The sequence below is a fragment of the Leifsonia sp. EB34 genome (assembly GCF_041260585.1).
Taxonomy (GTDB): domain Bacteria; phylum Actinomycetota; class Actinomycetes; order Actinomycetales; family Microbacteriaceae; genus Leifsonia.
In genome coordinates this window covers 1141519-1159498 of the sequence record NZ_JBGCCV010000001.1, presented here as the reverse complement: position 1 = coordinate 1159498, position 17980 = coordinate 1141519, and the positions used below count along the sequence as shown (strand labels likewise).

Here is a 17980-nt window from a genome sequence, read left to right as displayed (position 1 = left end):
CGTCCCGCCGAACCCCCCAACGCACGATTGGACCCGCAGTGAAACGACGCACTCTCATCCGGCCCGCCGGCCTCCTCGCGGCCGTCGCAGCCGCCGCCCTGCTCCTCTCCGCTTGCTCCGCCGGCGGCAGCACGGGATCCGCCGCCGGCGCCACCACGAAGGACAACCCGTACGGGTTGATCCAGGCCGGCACGGTCCGGGTCGCCAGCCTCGGCGACGCGAAGCCCTACACCTTCACCGACGCCAAGGGCGACTTCACCGGCTTCGACGTCGAGCTCTTCACCGATGTCGCCAAGCGCGCCGGCCTCGGCAAGGCGGTCTTCACCGGGCAGGACTTCTCCGGCCTTCTCGCCGCCGTGGCCAACCACCAGTTCGATGTCGGCGTCGCCGCGATCGGCATCACCGCCGACCGCAAGAAGACCGTCGACTTTTCGGACGGTTACCTCGCCGGATACCTCAGCGTGCTCACCACCAAGAGTTCCGGCATCGACTCGGCGAAGGGCCTCGACGGCAAGCGGCTCGGCGTCGTTCAGGGCACGCTGCAGGAGACCTACGCCGCTCAACACTTCCCGAAGGCGAACCTGGTGCGCTTCCCGGACAACAACTCGGCGGTGTCGGCGCTCAACAGCGGCTCGATCGACGCCCACTTCCTGGACTACGAGGCGGTGAAGAGCTACATCGCCCAGTACCCGAACCTGAAGGACGCCGATGACATCCCGTCGTTCGATGCGCCGGCCGGTTTCGCGATCGCCAAGGGCAATCCCAAGCTCAAGGCCGCACTGAACACCGCCCTTCACGCAGCGATGGAGGACGGCACCTGGAAGAAGCTCTACCAGAAGTGGTTCCCCGGCTCGCCGATGCCTGAGCAGTACCTGCCGAAGGCGGAGCAGACCTCGACCCCGACCCCGAGCAAATAGCCCGACAGGGAGATCCCCATGGACTGGCTCAACACCATCGCCCACACCTTCTTCGACATCCCGTCGATGCTGCAGGTCTTCCCGCAGCTGCTCGGGATCGGGCTGGTGAACACGCTGATCATTTCCGCCTCGGCGACCGTCCTGGGCGTGGTGCTCGGCATGGTCCTCGCCGTCATGGGGATCTCCACGTCGCGCTGGCTGCGCATCCCGGCGCGCGTCTACACGGACGTCTTCCGCGGCCTTCCGGCGATCCTCACCATCCTCCTGATCGGGCAGGGCTTCGCCAGGTTCTCCCAGGCGGTCTTCGGGCCGTCGCCGTATCCGCTGGGCATCCTCGCGCTCTCGCTGATCGCCGCCGCGTACATCGGCGAGATCTTCCGCGCAGGTATCCAGAGCGTCGACCGCGGTCAGCTGGAGGCGTGCCGAGCCCTCGGGCTCAGCTACGGCAAGGCGATGCGCCTGGTCGTCGTGCCGCAGGGGATCCGGCGCGTGCTTCCCGCTCTGGTCAACCAGTTCATCGCCATCGTGAAGGACTCCAGCCTGGTGTACTTCCTCGGCCTGCTGGTCGGCGAACGGGAGCTGTTCCGCGTCGGGCAGGATGCGGCGGTGCTGACCGGCAACCTCTCGCCCCTGGTGCTGGCCGGCCTGTTCTACCTGGTCATCACCGTGCCGCTGACCCACGTGGTCAACCACTTCGACAACCGGTTCCGGACCGGACGCCGCAAGCCGACCGCCCCCAAGAGCGGCTTGGACGAGCTGGACGAGGTGCAGACCCCTGCGCCGATCACCCTCGGGAGCAACACATGACCTACGCCTCTCCTCTTCCCGCGCAGACGACGTCGTACTTCCGCGGCTCCGCGCTCGAGCTGATCGACCTGACGATGGCGTACGGCAACATCGACGTGCTGCGCGGCGTCTCGATCGCCGTCGCGCCCGGTTCGACGACGTGCATCATCGGACCCTCCGGATCCGGTAAGTCCACGATGCTGCGCGGCATCAACCGTCTGCACGAGCCCAAATCGGGCGACGTCCGCCTCGACGGCGCCAGCATCCTGACCGCGAAGCCGGACGCCCTCCGGCGCCGCATCGGGCTGGTGTTCCAGCACTTCAACCTGTTCCCCGACCACACCGCGCTGCAGAACGTCATGCTGGCGCTTCGCTCGGTTAAGAGGATGCCGAAAGAGCAGGCCCAGCGGGTCGCCGAAGAGCGCCTGACCGAGGTCGGCCTGGGCGAACGGATGGACCACCGTCCGCGCGACCTGTCCGGCGGCCAGCAGCAGCGCGTCGCGATCGCCCGTGCCCTGGCCATGGAGCCGGAGGTCATGCTGTTCGACGAAGTGACGAGCGCGCTCGACCCCGAGCTCGTCAAGGGAGTCCTCAACCTCATGGCCGACCTCGGCCGCCGCGGCATGACGATGGTCGTGGTCACCCACGAGATGAACTTCGCCCGCAAGGTCGCCGACCAGGTCGTCTTCATGGACGAGGGCCGCGTCGTGGAGGCTGGGCGCCCGGACGACCTGTTCGACCGGCCGCAGAGCCCGCGGTTGCAGCGCTTCCTCTCGGAAGTGCTGTGAGCGCACCGCTGCGGGTGGGCCTGGTCGGGTACGGTGTGGCTGGCCGAGTCTTCCACGCCCCGCTGATCGCCGCCGACCCCGACCTGGAACTCACCGCGGTCGTCACCTCGCAGACCAGCCGACTCGCCGAGGACCACCCGGACGCCGTGACCGTGCCGCACCTGGAAGCGCTTCTCGCGCATCCGGGGCTCGACGTGGTGATCGTCGCCTCCCCGACCCCGCTGCACGCGGAGCACGCGACGGCGGCGATCGACGCCGGCCTGGCGACCGTGGTCGACAAACCGTTCGCCGCCGACACCGCGTCCGGCTTCGCCCTTATCGAGCGAGCGCGGGCCGCGGGGGTGCCATTCACCGTGTTCCAGAACCGCCGCTGGGACGGCGACTTCCGGACCCTCCGCCGCGTGGTCGTCGACGGAACTCTGGGGGAGGTACGGCGGTTCGAGTCCCGGTTCGAGTGGTGGAAGCCATCGCCTGACGACTCGTGGAAGTCGACCACGGCCGCCCCCGACGGCGGCGGAATCCTCCTCGACCTCGGCTCGCACGTGATCGACCAGGCGTTGCAACTGTTCGGGCCCGCCCGCGTGGCCCACGCCGAGGTCCATGCGCGTCGCGGGGCGGGCAACGACGACGACGCGTTCGTCGTGCTCGACCACGACTCCGGCACGCTCAGCCACCTGTGGATGAGCGCCGTCGCGCCGCTCACCGGCCCGCGCTTCCGCGTGCTGGGCGCCTCGACCGGCTTCGTCTCCTGGGGGCTCGACCCGCAAGAGGCTCAGCTGGAGGCCGGGATGCGTCCTGACGACCCCGGCTACGGCGAGGCGACCGCTCCCGCGCGCATCGGGACCGATGCACACGGGGACGTGCTCCCGCTGCTGCCTGGCGACTACCCCGGGTTCTACCGCGGACTCGTCGCCGCCCTCCGCGGCGACGCCCCGCTGCCCGTCGACCCGCGAGAGAGCCTCGCGGTCCTCGAGCTGATCGACACCATCCACCTTCAGAACCGAAAGTGAGCACTATGACTGCCCCCTCTACCCGTCTCCGCGTCGTCGTCATCGGCGGCGGCATCCTCGGCGCCTCGACCACGGCCCAGCTGGCCCGTGGCGGAGCGGACGTGACACTCGTCACCGCAGGCACCCTGGCAGACGGCGCCTCGGGTCGCTCGATCGCGTGGCTCAACTCCTCCGGCGACCGCAGCGCCGAGTACCACTACCTGCGCCTGATCGCCCTCGACCGGTATCGAACCTGGCGCGAGCGCCACCCCGAGAGCGCCGACTATCTGCGCTTCGACGGCGCGCTCAAGTGGGCAGGCGAAGGCTCGAGCTTCCGCCAGACCTTCGAGTTCGAGCGAGCCAACGGCTACGACGCCGTCTGGGTCGACCGTGCCGACGTGGCGAAAATCGCCCCCGATGTCAACGCGGACGCGGTCGCGGCCGAGGGTGCGATCTACAACGCTGGCGAAGGCTGGGTCAGCCTCCCGGACCTGGTCGCCGCACTCGCCGCCGAGGCCATCGCGGACGGCGCGACGATCCGAGAGAACGCGGGTGAGGCGCGCGTCGACGTCGTCGACGGCGCCGCGACCGGTGTCATCCTCGCGGACGGCAGCCGGCTGCAGGCCGACCGTGTCGTGCTCGCGACCGGGCCGGCCGTGCCCGCTCAGCTCGCCGCCCTCGGCGTGGTTGTGCCGGATGCGACCCCAGCGGCGTTCGTCCTCTTCACCGACCCTGTCGGAACCGAGGTGCGGACCGTGCTTAACACGCCGCGCGTCGCCGTGCGCCCGACGCCCGACGGGCGGCTCGTGCTCGACGCGGACTGGGCCGAGCAGTCGATCGAGGTGGCCGACGACGGTACCCTCACCATCCCGGACGCGTCGGTGCGGGGCTTGCTCGACGAGGCCTCGAAAGTCCTCGCCGGCAACCCGCGCCTGACGGCGCAGCGGGTCGGCTCGGGTCCGAAGCCGATCCCCGGCGATGGCGACCCGGTCGCCGGAGCCGTCCCGTCGATCGACGGGCTGTATGCGCTATTCACCCACTCGGGCGCCACACTCGGCCTGGTGCTCGGCGAGCTCGCCGCCGAGGAAATCCTCTCGGGCGCCCCGTCGCCCGTGCTCGAGGCCTTCCGGCTAGACCGATTCACCGGCGGCGGGGCGGACGTAGAAGTATTGACCGGCGCCTGGACTCCCGTGCACCCGTAGCGCGACCCTCCGCGGGGCGGCGTTGCCTCCTCACTAACCTGCTCGAGCCCCGGATCGGATCATGATTCGGGGCTGTAGCTATATCGCGTGGACGCACGCCTGCCGACCCGACGGTCGCCGCGGCGCGACTCGAACACGTCGGTAGCTTCGGCCATGATCTCTTCTCCTCATCGATTTGAGCCTTCCGCAGGGGGGCGAAGGGGACCGCGTGCGCCGTGAACGACAAGGTGCGTCAGCGACCTACGATGGCGGTCCGGACAAGTCACCAGCCGTCAGGCCGCGGTGCGCAGCAGCTCCGCCGGCATCGCCGACCTGTTCTGGTCGGTAGTGTTCGTTGGTCCAGCGGCTCGTATCGGCGCGGGCCTTGGGTGTGGGGCCGCCTCCGGCAGCGGCTGCACCTGCGGTTTTGTTTGTCTTTCCCCGGGCCGATCGTAGCTCGTTCCCGGTTCTCCGTGCCGGGCTTTCGCGGCATATCCTCCCTCCGCTGCGCTCCGGTCCGGTATTCCACGGTCCCGGCACTGCGCCCCTCCCACTCGCTCTCGATCTCTCCGCCGAAAGGCAAACAAAAACTCTAATGAGACGTGGTTGGTCTGGGACTGGCTGGCAGACTTGGCGTCCGGTTCGGCGTCGCGTGACTCAAAACAAAAATGGCCCCAAGGGTGCCTTTCGATCGATCTGTCCGTGCGTCGAGCTGGGCGTCGGTTTGTCTGTTCCGATGGCTTGATAGAAGGTCGTCCGTGGCCGGGCAACCGGCTTGCGTGACTCATTAGAGTTCCGCCTCGAAACCCTCCAGACCGACGAGCTGGGTTGTTGGTTTGAACGGAAGGGGACCGCTGGAGTGAGCTCCGTGGCTGATCACTTTGACCACGTCGTCGGCGTTGACACGCATGCACGAACACACACCTATGCCGTGGTGGAGGCAGGGACTGGTCGCCGTCTCGACTCGGCGACATTCCCAACGACAGCGAACGGCCTGAGCCGAGCGCTGGCCTGGATTCGGCGACGGGCCAAGGGCCGCGTCTTGGTCGCGATCGAGGGTGCGAGTTCCTATGGCTCTAACTTGCGGCGCTTGCTGATCGCTGCCGACGTCGATGTCTGTGATGTCCGCCCGCCGAAGCGGGCGGATCGAGCCGATCGTGGTAAGTCGGACGGGATCGATGCCATTGCAGCGGCCCGGACCGCGCTGGCATCGGAGGTTGAACGGCTGACGACACCGAGATCGGATGGGCTGCGCGCGGCGCTGCGGGTGTTGCTGGTTGCCCGGCAGGCGATGGATAGCAGGCGAACCGCGGAGAGGAATGCGCTGACGGCTTTGCTGCGCAGCTTCGACCTCGGCATGAACGCCCGAGGCTGGGCTCAGCTGACGATGCTGCGATGGCGACGATCCGGCAGGAAGCGCGCCGGCTCGCGGTCTCCGTCCAAGCGCTCACGCTTCAACTCGCGGAGAACCTGGCCGGGCTGGCTAGTCACGTTCAAGAACTCGCGCCGGGGCTGCAGCAGCTGCTCGGAGTCGGGGCCTTTACCGGAGCCATTCTGGTCACCGCCTATTCACATCAGGGCCGTGTGCGCAGCGAGGCGGCGTTCGCTGCGCTGGCCGGCGCGGCGCCGCTGGAGGCCTCGAGCGGGAACACGACCAGGCATCGGCTGAACCGCCACGGAGATCGGCAGCTAAATCGGGCGTTGGATGTCATCGCGCGGGTCCGTCTGAGTTGCGATCCCTCGACCCGCGAATACTTGGCCAGGCGGCTGGCGGAGGGGAAGAGCAAGCGCGAGATCCGGCGCGCCCTCAAACGCTACATCGCTCGCCAACTGTTCCGTCAACTCACCGCGGTCATGATCTAGTCGGGTCGGCCGCCCGACTACGGCGGGAACAGCGACGGCAGGGCGGAGCGGGCATAACGCAGGTTTTGTGCGGCCCGTAGCCTGGGGCTTGGTCGCCCCGAGCCGGGAGCCGCCCGGGACGGCTGGTTGTCAGACCCGCGGAGTGTATCCACGGAAATGGTAGACGGGACGATCGTCCTCCCACTCCAGCAGGTCGAACTCCTCTACCCAGTCGTCGTCGATCGGTAGTCGCAGCCTCTTCGGGAAGCGCTGCTCCGTGTGCATTAACTCGATACGGCTGTCACCATCCGGGCGTCTGAGAGTTCCCTCGTCCCAGTCGCGAAACCGAGCCTCCTCCATGGCCGGAAGAATAATCGATCTGCCCGCCTGTAGCGACTGTGCTTGCCGGGGAAATGGAGCCGCACGGAGGCGGCGCAATCCTTGTCGGATGGAACGCCTCCGGCGTGCTGTCTTCTAGGTTTTCTTTCCGATTCGGCAGCCGATCATAGCGAGCTCCACCAGCTCCGTTCGCTCCACTCGCTTTTTGCAGACTCCACTCGCTGCGCTCCCTGCGCTTAGCAACCGCTCCCTCCGGGCACTGCGCTACCTCCGCCCGCTCTCGATCTTTGTGCCGGAACGGCAAGAAAAACGATCAGGAGCAGGACAGCACCAACGCCCCCACCTGATCAGTCGTCCCGGCAGACCAATTTGACACCGGCCCAGATAAGGGTCGATCGAGCAGGGGAGTGATTGTGATGCGGGTATTCGTCATCGACACCAGAAACATGGACTCGGAACTGCAAGGCGGACTGATCGGGGTGGTCGGCACGCCCAGCCCGAGCCGCGAAGAGAAGCGTGAGTGCGTGACTATCGTCAGCCGGTATGCGACCGATGGGTGGGCGATCGCCGCGGATCCCCACACGGTGATCGGTCGGCTTGCGGCGATAACGGCAGAGGCCGCCTGTGTCCCCTTCGTCCAGCTCAAGCGGATCGCTCATGCTGCCGTGCCTGTGCCAGCCAGTGTTAGTGGGCCTGTTGTTGACGGGGCGGACTGACTAGAGTCGGCGACCGATCAGACGCCGGCTTCCACCACCGCGTGCGGGAGCCCGCGGTCCTCCTATGACGGGGATGGCAGTAGGGTGTTCGCGCGATCAGCTGCCGCTTTCTCATGCGCGACTCCACACCGGTCAGCGGATAGCCGTAGTCGGGCCGGTCATGGACCCTCACACAAGGCTGGGTCGCCGAAGGGGCGCAGCGATTGTGCTGCTGCGCCCCTTCGTGCGAGCTGTCAGGCCCCGCTCACGATGCCGTCGTGACGGGCTCCTCGGGCTCGGTCGTGACCACGGCTGTGTCGTTCTCGAGCCGCGGCACCGGCCGGCGGAACCCACGCGTGGCGATCGCCAGCACGATCACGCCGAGCGCAAGCCAAGCGAGGCCGACCAGGAACGCCGACGCTTGGAGCTGCGAGAAGAGGAAGAGGTCGACGAGGATGCCCAATGCCGCGACCGCGCCGATCAACAGGGAGAGCCCGGTCGCGCGTCGTGCGCGCGTTTTCCATGCCCAGACGAGGCAGGACAGGTTGACCAGCGTGAACGCGAGGAACGCGCCGAAGTTGATGAGCGCTGTGGCCTGGCCGATGTCGAGCAGCATTCCGATGAGTCCGATGACGGCGATGATGAGGATGTTCACCCAGGGCACACGGAACGCGTTGAGTCGTCCGAACACGGTGCGCGGCAGGACACCATCCCGACCGATCACGTAGAGCAGCCGGCTCGAGGTCGCCTGAATCGCCAGGCCTGATGCGAAAGCGGCGATGATGCCGACGAGGTTCGTGATATTGGCGAAGGTCAGTCCGCCTGCGGTCACCGTGAGTGTGTATCCGGCGGTGTCCGTATTGTGGAAGTGGGCACCAGGGTGCATCAGCTGCATGAGGAACGACATGGCCACGAAGATGCCTCCGCCGATGAGCACCACGAGGATGATCCCGCGCGGGATGTTCCGGCGGGCGTTGCGGGTTTCCTCACTGAGTGTGCTGACGGCATCGAACCCGAGGAAGGAGTACGCGGCGACGGCGGCTGCAGTGCCAACGGCCAGGACGGAGGTACCAGGGTTCCAGAAGGTGTGCGCCACAGAAACGCCGGCCGGTGCCGATCCGCTGATGAGGTAGCCGACGATCACCGCTGCGGTGACGACCAGGATGCCCATCGCGACGATCGTCAGCCAGGTGTTCACGCGGTCGGCCAGACTGATCCCGAGCAGGTTGATAACGGTCGTAGGCACAATGTTGATCAGCACCCACGCCCAGAGCGGGATGCCGGGGAACTGTGCGTTCAGATAGATGGACTGGATGAGCCACGCCACCATGGGCAGGAACAGGTAATCGAGCAGGATCACCCACCCGGCGAAGAACCCCAGATGGCGCCCGAGAATTTCGCCGACGTACGTGTACGACGATCCCGAGTTCGGATAGTTGCGCGCAAGAACCGCGTACGAGATCGCAGTGAGTCCCATCGCGAATGTCGCCACGAGATATGCGGTCGGGGCGACGCCGCCGCTCTCCGATGAGATCACGCCGAACGTCGACGTGACGATGCCGGGGGCCATGTAGGCCAACCCGAAGAAGATCACGCCGGCCAGCCCTAGTCGGGGAAGCAGGGTGCGCGTGGTGGGTGAGGCGGGTGCAGCTTCGGTCATCGTGTGTTCTCCTTTGAACGGGGTGGCCAGGTCGACGGGGTGATTCGTCCGTCGTAGAGGGGGAGCGGGATGGGGGTGTCACTGTCGCGGAATTGCGCCCACGGTCGCGAGACTCCCGCGGTGCCGTGTTCGCGCGTGCGCGCGGTTGCCCCCAGGTCCACGACAGCGGTGAGCACCTCCTCGGAAGAGTCCGGAGAACTCGACCGGATGGCGCCGTCGGGGTCGACGATCAGTGATCGGCCGCGGCCGGTCGGAGCAGCTGCGTTCACCGACGCGATCCACACTTGATTCATGATCGCGTTTCCTCGCACGATGTGGAGCTCCTGCTCGCGATCAGACGTCGCGGTCTGCACGAGGTTGAGTACGAGGTCGGCTCCGAGCCAGGCGAGATGTCTCGTGTGCTCGGGGAACCAGATGTCGTAGCAGATGGAGATCCCGATGCGGCCATGGCCCGGAAGCTCGAAGACCTCGAAGCGGTCGCCTGGGGCCGTCTGCTCGGCAGGGCGCCAGGGGAAGATCTTGCGGTACGTCGAGATGCGTTCCCCGTCGGGGGAGAACACCAGCGCGGTGTTGTAGACCCGGCCGTCCTCGCCATGCTCGTAGATCGTGCCGGGCACGAGCCAAATCCCAAGGCGGCGGGCGATCGCCCCGAGCTTGGCGAGCTCAGGGTCGTCGATGGCGTGCGAGTTCGCGACCAGGTCGCCGTGGACGGCTGCAGGCTCCAGGTGCAACTCGGGCAGCACCCAGAGTCTCGCGGTCGGCAGCTGCGCGACTAGATCGGTCAGGCGGTCTCCGAAACGGTCGACATCGAAGGCCGGTTCGGCTGCCGCCTGCACAAGGGCAACGACGAGTTGCTGCGTCATAGAATCCCATTCATTAAAGAAGAATTGATTAAATAATCAACGGCAGCCGTGTGCCTGTCAACTGTCATGGGAGAATAGGGGGATGGCGCGACCGAAGAACCAGGCCCAGCGTCGGGCCCAGCTCGTTGCCGTGACCACCCGATTGCTCATCGAGCGCGGCGCCGCAGGAGCGCGCCTCACTGACATCGCCGAGGCGGCTGACCTCACTCCCGCATCAGTGTCGTACTACTACCCCAACCTCGTCGACCTCTATGCAGAGACGATCAAGATTGCCGTGGCCGAGTACATCACTGCCAGGCGGGCGCGCGTCGACGCCTGCGCCGACCCGGTCGCCAAGCTCCGAGAATGTCTCCGGCTCGGCATCGCGATCCAGGGCGAGCCCTCCTTCGACGCCACGGTGTTGCTGATCGAGATCGCCGCGTTGAGCACCCGGAACCACGAGTTCGACCGCACGGAAGACGAATTCATCCGGGCCCAGATAAATCTCTTCGAGAGCGTGATCCGCGAGGGCGCCGACGCGGGGCTGTTCACCCCGAAGCCGGATGCCGCGCACGTCGCCAGGGTGCTGCTCGCCATCGAGGACGGGTTGTCCTCCCACATCATCCGAGGCGCCCTCAGCCCCCAGGACGCCTTGGTGACGATCTCGACCGCGGCCGGAACGCTCCTCGGCGCCGACATTACAGCAACAGGCTCGACGCGATGAGATCCCTCTCCATGCCGTAGGCCGTGCCGATGGACCGGCACCGATTCTGGCGACTCTTCCGCTGAGGTGCGGGATCAAATTCATCGGCCATTCGCTTCGTCGTTGGTCACGGAGAAACATCAGTATGTGATCGACCCCGCTCGCAATCCCGAGTTCAGCGGATGCGAGCAGGGCTATGCGGATCCGGACCGAATCCCGGCAGCCGCGGGGACTTTCGAATCACGACGACCTCGGCCTGCTCCGCATCCTCGACACCTCTTACGATGGGGTGAGGCTCGAACGCTGCGTGAGCGACCGACAGCATCGCTCCGAACTCGTCCGCACCCTCGCCGTGTATCTCGACTCCAGCGGAAACTACGACCACACCTCGGCAGTACTCATCATCCACGCGAGCACACTGCGTGATCGCCTCAGCCGGATCCGCGACGTGAGCGGCCGCGACCTCAACGACCCCGAATCGCGCTTGAAGCTACACATCGCCGTGCGGGCACGGGCAGCACTCCACGACAACCTCGGCGGAGCCGATCAGCCCAAGCCCGCCTGAAGCAGTGATCCCTCGCGCAACTCGGCATCGAGAAGGGAAAGTCATTCCCCACAGATGAACGCGTTCTGCGCATCCTGGATCAAACGGGCGTTGAAGGGCGCCGCATGATTCAGACGGCTGTGTTGGACTTGTTGTCGTGTTCGATGTCTGCGCGATGTTGTGTTTCGGGCGTGTAGGTGCTTGCGTGCCAATGCGCAGCTACAGCGTCCACCCATCGCTGGTCGCGGGCATCGCGTTCCGGGTCGGGCTCGCGTTCAGCGTGTCCACCGTCTGTGTCCCATCCCGCGATGCTGACGGCGTCGTCGTGGGGATTATCTGTGGTGGCCATTTCGCCACCTCTTTCCTGGCTCTCTAATGGTCCACTTGGACAAGTATGTGCTTCCCCGATGGGGGAGCATCCGGTTGGTGGACGTGCGTCACAGCGACGTTCAAGCCTGTGTAGGAGAGCTATCGACCGGCCTGGGCCCGTCCATGGTGCGGTAGATCCATCTCGTGCTCGCGGGAGTCTTGAAGTATGCGATCCGCGATGGGTGCATCACTCTCAATCCTTCTGATGGCAATCAGTTGCCACGACTTAACTCGCGCGAACACGGTTACCTCACGCATGCACAGGTACGATCGCTGGCTGCTGAGTGTGGTGCTCAGGGTGACGTTGTATTCTTCCTCGCCTACACCTGACTGCGGTGGGGTGAGATGGCTGGCTTGCGGATCAATCGTGTCGACTTCGCTCGGCGGCGGCTTGATGTGGCTAGGGCGGTTTCCGAACCGCGGGGAGTGATCGTCTGGGGGACGCCGAAGAATCACGAACGCCGGTCGGTGCCATTTCCAGAACTGTTGACGAGTCCGCTGATGGCACGTTGTGAGGGACGCGATCCTGAGGAACCGGTTTTCACCGGTGCCGACGGCGGCGTCTTGAGGGCTGGGAACTTCCGCAATTGGGTCTCAATGCGGCGGTCGCCCGCTGTATGGAAAAGGACGACGCGCTTCCACGCCTCACGCCCCACGACTTTCGGCACACTGCTGCGTCGCTCGCCGTTTCGGCGGGAGTAAACGTGAAGTCGGTCCAGCGCATGCTCGGTCACGCCTCCGCAGCCATGACTCTCGACGTTTCAGGTGCTCGTGCACGGCGAGGCCGACGTCGTAGTAGGGGTTTGCCACGATCCACGCCGCCTTGCCGCACTGCGGGCAGATGGTCGCCTCGCGGCCTTCTCTTGGTGGTGATGACATTCGGGGCGCCACTCATTCTTTGTCGAGGACATCGTGAAGTCCGAGAGGGAGTGCGTCGCGTCGGGACCCGGGCGCTACTCGAGGTATCGCGGTCCACTGCGGCGAAGCAGCCGCGATACCCGAGACCAGAAGCTGACAGCGGAGCCGGGTTTCTCCTCCTGCCGCGGGGCCTCTTTTGGCGGGAAGGTCACCAGCGCGCAGTTCGGGCAGTCGTAGAAGAACTCGTGAACCGACAGGCCTACGCCGTAATGGGGGTTGGGCGCTGAGCACATGCGGAAGCCGCAGTGTGGACAGAGTGGGGCGCTCTCGGCACCAGCGGCCCCGCGGTGAGCGTCGTGGCTCGTCATGAGGGCCTCCATCCTGGCGCGTTGTCGTTTTCGGCGTCGGCGGAAGTGCCCCCGAAGTGATCTTAGGAGGGGAGCCGACCCGTAGCGGTGGCTCCCCGCGCGACCCTCTTCACCCGAAGAAGAGGGGCGCAATTTCGGCCGGCTCCAGGGGGGCGGAGACGGCCGCGTTGGCCGACCCTTTTCACCCGAAGAAGCAGGTCGGCGAAGGCACCGGAGTGCCCCAACGTGGCACCCTACACGGTGCGCACGCACGATCCCTAATCCTTGGCAAACCGTTGCCAAATGCTCGTTTACCAGCCGGTGTCGCACGTCCAGGAGATCCTTCGCGGCGTGGTAGGTGCGGATGTATCCACCGAACTAAGAGGGACAATGACCACCATCGAGAACGCAGCCGGCCGTTTGCCGCTCGTCGTACGAGATATTTCCGAAGGATGGCAGCGCATCCCAAGACGCGATCATGCTGCCCAGGACTGTCCCCGAAATCTGAGACTTCCCCATTTGATTAGATGTGGGACCTTGACGACTAGCACGCGCGTCGGTCCGAAGACTTCGAGCACGGCAATCATTGAACTGAGATTCCACGCATACCGCGAGTCCAGCAACCCGATCGACGGAATGAGCGCTCTCCTGCTGAAGGCTCGCGCGGTGCCCAGGTTCCTGAAGCTGACGCAACTTCGGGTAATCCGGCACAGCTGGCGGATGTGATTTGGCATTGAGCCGTCGGATCGTCCAGGTAAGGCGTGGGAACGCATATTCTCAGGCCGCTGGGGTCCCTCTAGGGTCCTGAATATGTCCGATTTGCACCGCCCGTTCCCCCTTCCGCCCGTGCCGGAGAGCCAGCGTGACGAGGCCGTTGCCGCCTGGAGCGAGCCGGTCGAGCTGCCCACGTACGAACCGGGAGAGCCCGGGCGGCTCCCGGCGTTCCTGGAGTCGCGCGTGTATCAGGGGTCGTCGGGCCGGGTGTACCCGCTGCCGTTCATCGAGTCGGTCAGTCACGACGCGACGCTGCGCACCTGGCGGGCCGTCCACCTCGAGAACGAGTACCTTCGCCTGGTGATCCTGCCGGAACTCGGCGGACGCGTCCACATCGCGGTGGACAAGACGACAGGGCACGACTTCTTTTATCGCAACGACGTCATCAAGCCGGCGCTCGTCGGGCTAGCGGGCCCGTGGATCTCCGGGGGTATCGAGTTCAACTGGCCGCAGCACCACCGTCCGGCGACCTTCCTCCCGATGGACTGGACGATCGAGCGGGAGGACGACGGGTCGATCACCGTCTGGTGCTCCGACCACGATCCGTTCGCCCGAATGAAGGGGATGCACGGCATCCGGCTGCGGCCGGGCAGCGCGGTGCTGGAGGCACGGGTGCGCCTGTTCAACCGCACCGACACGACCCAGACCTTCCTCTGGTGGGCGAACGTCGCCGTGCGGGTGCACGACGATTACCAGTCGTTCTTCCCGACCGACGTGCACGTGGTCGCCGATCACGCTAAGCGCGCAGCGACGGCGTTCCCGCGCGCCGACCGTCCGTACTATGGCATCGACTACGCCGCACGAGCCGATCCCGACAGCCCCGAATTCATCGCGGACGACGCCGACCGCATCGACTGGTACCGCAACATCCCGGTGCCGACCTCATACATGTGCGTCGCCAGCGCCGACGACTTCTTCGGCGGCTACGACCACGCGGCGGGGCTCGGCTTCGCGCACGTCGCCGACCACCACATCGCCCCGGGCAAGAAGCAGTGGACGTGGGGGAATGCACCGTTCGGCTGGGCCTGGGATGCGAACCTCAGCGACGACCGCGGCGCGTACGTGGAGCTGATGGCCGGCGTATACACCGACAACCAACCCGACTTCTCGTACCTGGCGCCGGGAGAGACCAAGACCTTCAGCCAGTTCTGGTTCCCGTACCACGGCATCGGCCCCCTGACCCAGGCGTCGACGGAAATCGGGCTGAGCCTCGCCCTTGAGGGCGGCTCGGACCGGATCGCGGACGTCGGCCTCGCCGCTACGCGCGTGCACGAGGGGATCGAGCTTCTGCTGGTCGACGGCGTCGGCGCCGTGATCTGGCGGCATCGGGTGGATGCCGCGCCGGGACGTCCGTTCCGCACGCGGGTTCCGCTCTCCACGGACAGCGACCTCGACCTGATCGCGGAGGCGGACGGCATCGAACTGCTGCGAGCCACCACGCGACACCGGGACGCGGCAGCCGACGGCTTCGAGACGGCGACGGAGCCCCCCGCGCCAGCCGAGATCGACTCGGTCGAGGAGCTCTACCTCACCGGCGTCCACCTCGCCCAGTACCGGCACGCGACGCGGTCCCCCGAGCCGTACTGGCAGGAGGCGCTGCGACGCGATCCCGGCGACTCCCGGTCCAACATCGCTGTCGCGTCGGCCCGGCTCACGGCGGGGCGCCTCGCCGAGGCGGAGGCGCACCTGCGCTCCGCGCTCCGGCGACAGACGCGCAGGAACCCGAACCCCGCCGACGGCGAGGCCTCGTACCTGCTCGGCGTCGTGCTGGCGGAGACCGGTCGCGACGCCGAGGCCGACGACGCCTTCGCCAAGGCAGCCTGGACCTACGCGTGGCGCGCCGCGTCGGCGCTCGCCCGCTCCCGCGTCGCCGCCCGCGCCGGACGCTGGCCCGACGCGCTCGGGCACGCCGACCAGGCCGCTCGCCTCGACGCCGATCAGCTCCAGGCGGCCGCGATCCGGGTGATCGCCCTGCGGCGGCTGGATCGGAGCGGCGAGGCGGAGCAGGTGCTCGCCGCCGCGCGCGCACTGGACGCGCTGGACGCCTGGTTGAACGACCTGACCGGCGTCGTGCCCGACACGGACGCCGGAACGCTCCGCGACCTCGCGGGCGAGTACCGCAGCCTGGGGCTCGACTCCGACGCGTTGCGCGTGCTCGACGCGGCGGCCGGGGCGGCGGAGCGCCGTCCGGTTCCCAGCGCGGGAGACCCGCTCGCCCTCATCCACTACGCCCGCACCGAACTGCTCGACGCGCTCGGGCGCCCGGCGGAGGCCGCGGCGGCACTCCAGGCCGCGCGCGACGTCTCGGCCGACCGGTGCTTCGCTGGCGGCAGGGACGACGCCCGGCTGCTCGAGCGGCGCATCGCACGCAGCGGAGACGCCCGCGCGCACGCGCTCCTCGGTCACTGGCTCTACTTCCACCGGCGCTACGACGAGGCCATCGCGCACCTGGAGCACGCGGTGGACCAGGAGCCGCGCGACGCGGTCGCGCAGCGCGGCCTCGGCCTCGCCGCCTACAACTTCCAGGGCCGGCCCGACGAGGCGGTCCGCCGCTACCGGCTCGCGGTCGAGACTGCGCCGGCCGACGCGAAGTTGCGCTACGAGGCCGACCAGCTCGCCCGCCGGGTGGCCGCCAGCCCGCAGGAGCGTTTGGACGCGCTGGCGGACGCCGGCGAGCTCATCGCCGAACGCGACGACCTGGCGCTGGCCTACGCCGAACTCTTGGTGCTCGTCGGGCGGCACGAGGACGCGATCGCCCTGCTCTCGTCGCGCCGGTTCAGCCCGTGGGAGGGCGGCGAGGGCGAGGTGATCCGCGTCTGGACGCTAGCACGGCGCGCGGAGGCGGCCGAGGCCCTGGCGCTCGGCGACCCGGACAGGGCGGTATCGGCCCTGGCGACGGCTATCGAGGTGCCCGCGAGCCTCGGAGAGGCTCCGCACCCGCTGGCCAACCGATCCGACCTCCTCCTCGCCTTCGGCGACGCCAACCAAGCGGCCGGTCGCACGGCTGAGGCCGAGGCGGCCTGGAGGACGGCGGCGAGCAGCGCAGGCGACTTCGCGACCATGTCGGCCGTGCCGCACTCCCCGATGACGTACTATTCGGTGCTCGCCGCGCGACGGCTCGGCGATCAGGAGCGCGCCGAAAGGCTCTCGGCGGAGTTCGCCGACTACATCGAGTCCGCACGCAGGACGCGGCCCGCGATCGACTACTTCGCGACCTCCCTACCGTCCATGCTCATCTTCCGCGAGGACGTGGAGCAGTCGCACCGCGACCTGGTCGCGGTCATGGACGCCGAGCTGGCGCTCCTGAACGGGGAATCGGCCCGGGCCGGCGCCCTCCTCGCGGAGAGCGCGGAACGCGATCCGGCCGCGCCGCTGGTGCGCGAACTGCTCGCCGAGGCGGAGAGCACATACGTCAACTGAGCGGTCAAGCCGTGGCCCCGTGCCGGGATCAGCCCTTGTGCTGCTCCCGGTACTCGCGCGCCGTCATGCCGTGCACCTTCTTGAATTGGCGGGCGAAGTAGAACGAGTCCGGATACCCGACCTCCGCCGCGATGGCGGCCACCGTGGCGGAGGTGGTGTCCAGCAGCTCCCGCGCCCGCGACATCCGAAGCATTGTCTGGTACTGGAGCACGGGGTATCCGACGTGCCGCTTGAACAGCGCGCTGAAGTGCGACGTGCTCAGCGACGCCATGGCGGCGAGCTCGGGGACGGTAACCCGGTCGGCGATGTGAGCGCGCAGGTACTCGGTCGCGTGGTCGATCACGTCGCCAGCCTCGTCGGTCCGCGACCGCTCGGAGGCCAGCAGCGTGAGAGCGTGCCAGGCGGCGCCGGCCGCCGCGTTGAGGCTCGTCGTCGTGCTGTCCCGCTCCGTCCACGCCAGTACCTCCGACATCAGCGAGACGACCGGGTAGAGGTCCCTGGGCCGTCGGACCGGGTTCTCCGCGGTCATCCCCGCCGCGGCCAGGAACGGCTCCACATCGGGGCCCGCGGCATGGAACCACCACAGCGTCCACGGGTTGTCCGCGTCGGCGCCGTAGGCGTGCGGCTGCCGCGGCGGGATCACCACGACCTGTCCCTGGTGCACGGGGAATCGTCCAGCTTCGGTCTCGCACCAGCCCGATCCGTCGACGCATGCGATCACGATGGCTTGCGCGATCGGCGTGGTCCGGCGGCGTCCGTGCGAGTCGGCTTTCGGGAAATAGCCACTGTCCGTCACGACGAGTCGCGTTGTTCCGGGCTGCTGAAGGAATTCGCGGACGCGCGGCCGGGGGAGGACCAGCATGCGCTGGCCGGGGAATCCATCGGGGATGAGCACCGGACGATTCTGCGTCACCGTCATCGAAATG

General features: G+C 67.4%; 13 protein-coding genes and 2 pseudogenes. 11 read left to right on the top strand and 4 right to left on the bottom strand.

Translation table 11 applies throughout. The features are described from left to right. Window positions 1-38 precede the first annotated feature (38 nt). The 7 genes and pseudogenes from ABIA36_RS05450 (at window position 39) to ABIA36_RS05420 (ending at window position 7558) form a co-directional block, all read left to right on the top strand. The gene (locus tag ABIA36_RS05450) at window positions 39-917 is read left to right on the top strand and encodes an ABC transporter substrate-binding protein (RefSeq protein ID WP_369961260.1); all 879 of its coding nucleotides are present in this window, start codon (window positions 39-41) and stop codon (window positions 915-917) included. Window positions 918-935: 18 nt separating this feature from the next. Further along, window positions 936-1724, top strand: a complete 789-nt coding sequence (locus ABIA36_RS05445) for an amino acid ABC transporter permease (protein ID WP_369961259.1) — start codon at window positions 936-938, stop codon at window positions 1722-1724. After that, window positions 1721-2491, top strand: a complete 771-nt coding sequence (locus ABIA36_RS05440; RefSeq protein ID WP_369961258.1) for an amino acid ABC transporter ATP-binding protein — start codon at window positions 1721-1723, stop codon at window positions 2489-2491. Before ABIA36_RS05445 ends, ABIA36_RS05440 begins: the two co-directional genes overlap by 4 nt. After that, window positions 2488-3501 (top strand): Gfo/Idh/MocA family oxidoreductase, encoded by a 1014-nt coding sequence (locus tag ABIA36_RS05435; protein WP_369961257.1) that lies wholly within the window; start codon window positions 2488-2490, stop codon window positions 3499-3501. The genes ABIA36_RS05440 and ABIA36_RS05435 overlap by 4 nt, the downstream gene beginning before the upstream one ends. A 5-nt stretch (window positions 3502-3506) precedes the next feature. Continuing rightward, window positions 3507-4682, top strand: a complete 1176-nt coding sequence (locus ABIA36_RS05430; RefSeq protein ID WP_369961256.1) for an NAD(P)/FAD-dependent oxidoreductase — start codon at window positions 3507-3509, stop codon at window positions 4680-4682. Between the two features lie 838 nt (window positions 4683-5520). Continuing rightward, a pseudogene (locus ABIA36_RS05425) lies at window positions 5521-6524 on the top strand (IS110 family transposase). Window positions 6525-7258: 734 nt separating this feature from the next. Next, complete coding sequence (locus ABIA36_RS05420; RefSeq protein WP_369961255.1) at window positions 7259-7558, top strand: hypothetical protein; 300 nt, start codon at window positions 7259-7261, stop codon at window positions 7556-7558. 244 nt (window positions 7559-7802) lie between these two features. On the opposite strand, the gene ABIA36_RS05415 is transcribed toward ABIA36_RS05420, so the two are convergent. Together ABIA36_RS05415 and ABIA36_RS05410 are read right to left on the bottom strand one after the other, a co-directional pair. Further along, on the bottom strand, window positions 7803-9131 hold the full coding sequence (locus ABIA36_RS05415) for an APC family permease (RefSeq protein WP_369961254.1): 1329 nt from the start codon (window positions 9129-9131) through the stop codon (window positions 7803-7805). 62 nt (window positions 9132-9193) lie between these two features. Further along, a complete protein-coding gene (locus ABIA36_RS05410; RefSeq protein WP_369961252.1) occupies window positions 9194-10060 on the bottom strand; it encodes a carbon-nitrogen hydrolase family protein in 867 nt (288 codons plus the stop codon). A gap of 82 nt (window positions 10061-10142) precedes the next feature. Between ABIA36_RS05410 and ABIA36_RS05405 the strand changes: the two genes are divergently transcribed. Both ABIA36_RS05405 and ABIA36_RS05400 read left to right on the top strand, forming a co-directional pair. Continuing rightward, the gene (locus ABIA36_RS05405; RefSeq protein WP_369961251.1) at window positions 10143-10763 is read left to right on the top strand and encodes a TetR/AcrR family transcriptional regulator; all 621 of its coding nucleotides are present in this window, start codon (window positions 10143-10145) and stop codon (window positions 10761-10763) included. Window positions 10764-10938: 175 nt separating this feature from the next. Then, on the top strand, window positions 10939-11307 hold the full coding sequence (locus ABIA36_RS05400) for a PucR family transcriptional regulator (RefSeq protein ID WP_369961250.1): 369 nt from the start codon (window positions 10939-10941) through the stop codon (window positions 11305-11307). A gap of 109 nt (window positions 11308-11416) precedes the next feature. Here ABIA36_RS05400 and ABIA36_RS05395 read toward each other — a convergent pair whose 3' ends face one another. Continuing rightward, window positions 11417-11635: a hypothetical protein gene (locus ABIA36_RS05395; RefSeq protein WP_369961249.1), complete on the bottom strand. Its 219-nt coding sequence runs from the start codon at window positions 11633-11635 to the stop codon at window positions 11417-11419. A gap of 604 nt (window positions 11636-12239) precedes the next feature. Between ABIA36_RS05395 and ABIA36_RS05390 the strand changes: the two are divergent. Next, window positions 12240-12800: pseudogene (locus tag ABIA36_RS05390) on the top strand (tyrosine-type recombinase/integrase); the annotation flags it as partial. An 870-nt stretch (window positions 12801-13670) separates the two neighbouring features. After that, window positions 13671-17054, top strand: a complete 3384-nt coding sequence (locus tag ABIA36_RS05385) for a DUF5107 domain-containing protein (protein ID WP_369961248.1) — start codon at window positions 13671-13673, stop codon at window positions 17052-17054. Window positions 17055-17082: 28 nt separating this feature from the next. Here ABIA36_RS05385 and ABIA36_RS05380 read toward each other — a convergent pair whose 3' ends face one another. Beyond that, window positions 17083-17916, bottom strand: coding sequence for an AraC family transcriptional regulator (locus ABIA36_RS05380; protein ID WP_369962080.1), 834 nt, complete (start codon window positions 17914-17916; stop codon window positions 17083-17085). Window positions 17917-17980: the final 64 nt, after the last annotated feature.

Coding starts and splice junctions, on each gene's coding strand:
- ABIA36_RS05445 (WP_369961259.1), top strand. CDS start 936: ATGGACTGGCTCAACACCATCGCCCACACCTTCTTCGACATCCCGTCG.
- ABIA36_RS05440 (WP_369961258.1), top strand. CDS start 1,721: ATGACCTACGCCTCTCCTCTTCCCGCGCAGACGACGTCGTACTTCCGC.
- ABIA36_RS05430 (WP_369961256.1), top strand. CDS start 3,507: ATGACTGCCCCCTCTACCCGTCTCCGCGTCGTCGTCATCGGCGGCGGC.
- ABIA36_RS05420 (WP_369961255.1), top strand. CDS start 7,259: ATGCGGGTATTCGTCATCGACACCAGAAACATGGACTCGGAACTGCAA.
- ABIA36_RS05410 (WP_369961252.1), bottom strand. CDS start 10,060: ATGACGCAGCAACTCGTCGTTGCCCTTGTGCAGGCGGCAGCCGAACCG.
- ABIA36_RS05405 (WP_369961251.1), top strand. CDS start 10,143: ATGGCGCGACCGAAGAACCAGGCCCAGCGTCGGGCCCAGCTCGTTGCC.
- ABIA36_RS05400 (WP_369961250.1), top strand. CDS start 10,939: ATGCGGATCCGGACCGAATCCCGGCAGCCGCGGGGACTTTCGAATCAC.
- ABIA36_RS05395 (WP_369961249.1), bottom strand. CDS start 11,635: ATGGCCACCACAGATAATCCCCACGACGACGCCGTCAGCATCGCGGGA.
- ABIA36_RS05385 (WP_369961248.1), top strand. CDS start 13,671: ATGTCCGATTTGCACCGCCCGTTCCCCCTTCCGCCCGTGCCGGAGAGC.
- ABIA36_RS05380 (WP_369962080.1), bottom strand. CDS start 17,916: ATGCTGGTCCTCCCCCGGCCGCGCGTCCGCGAATTCCTTCAGCAGCCC.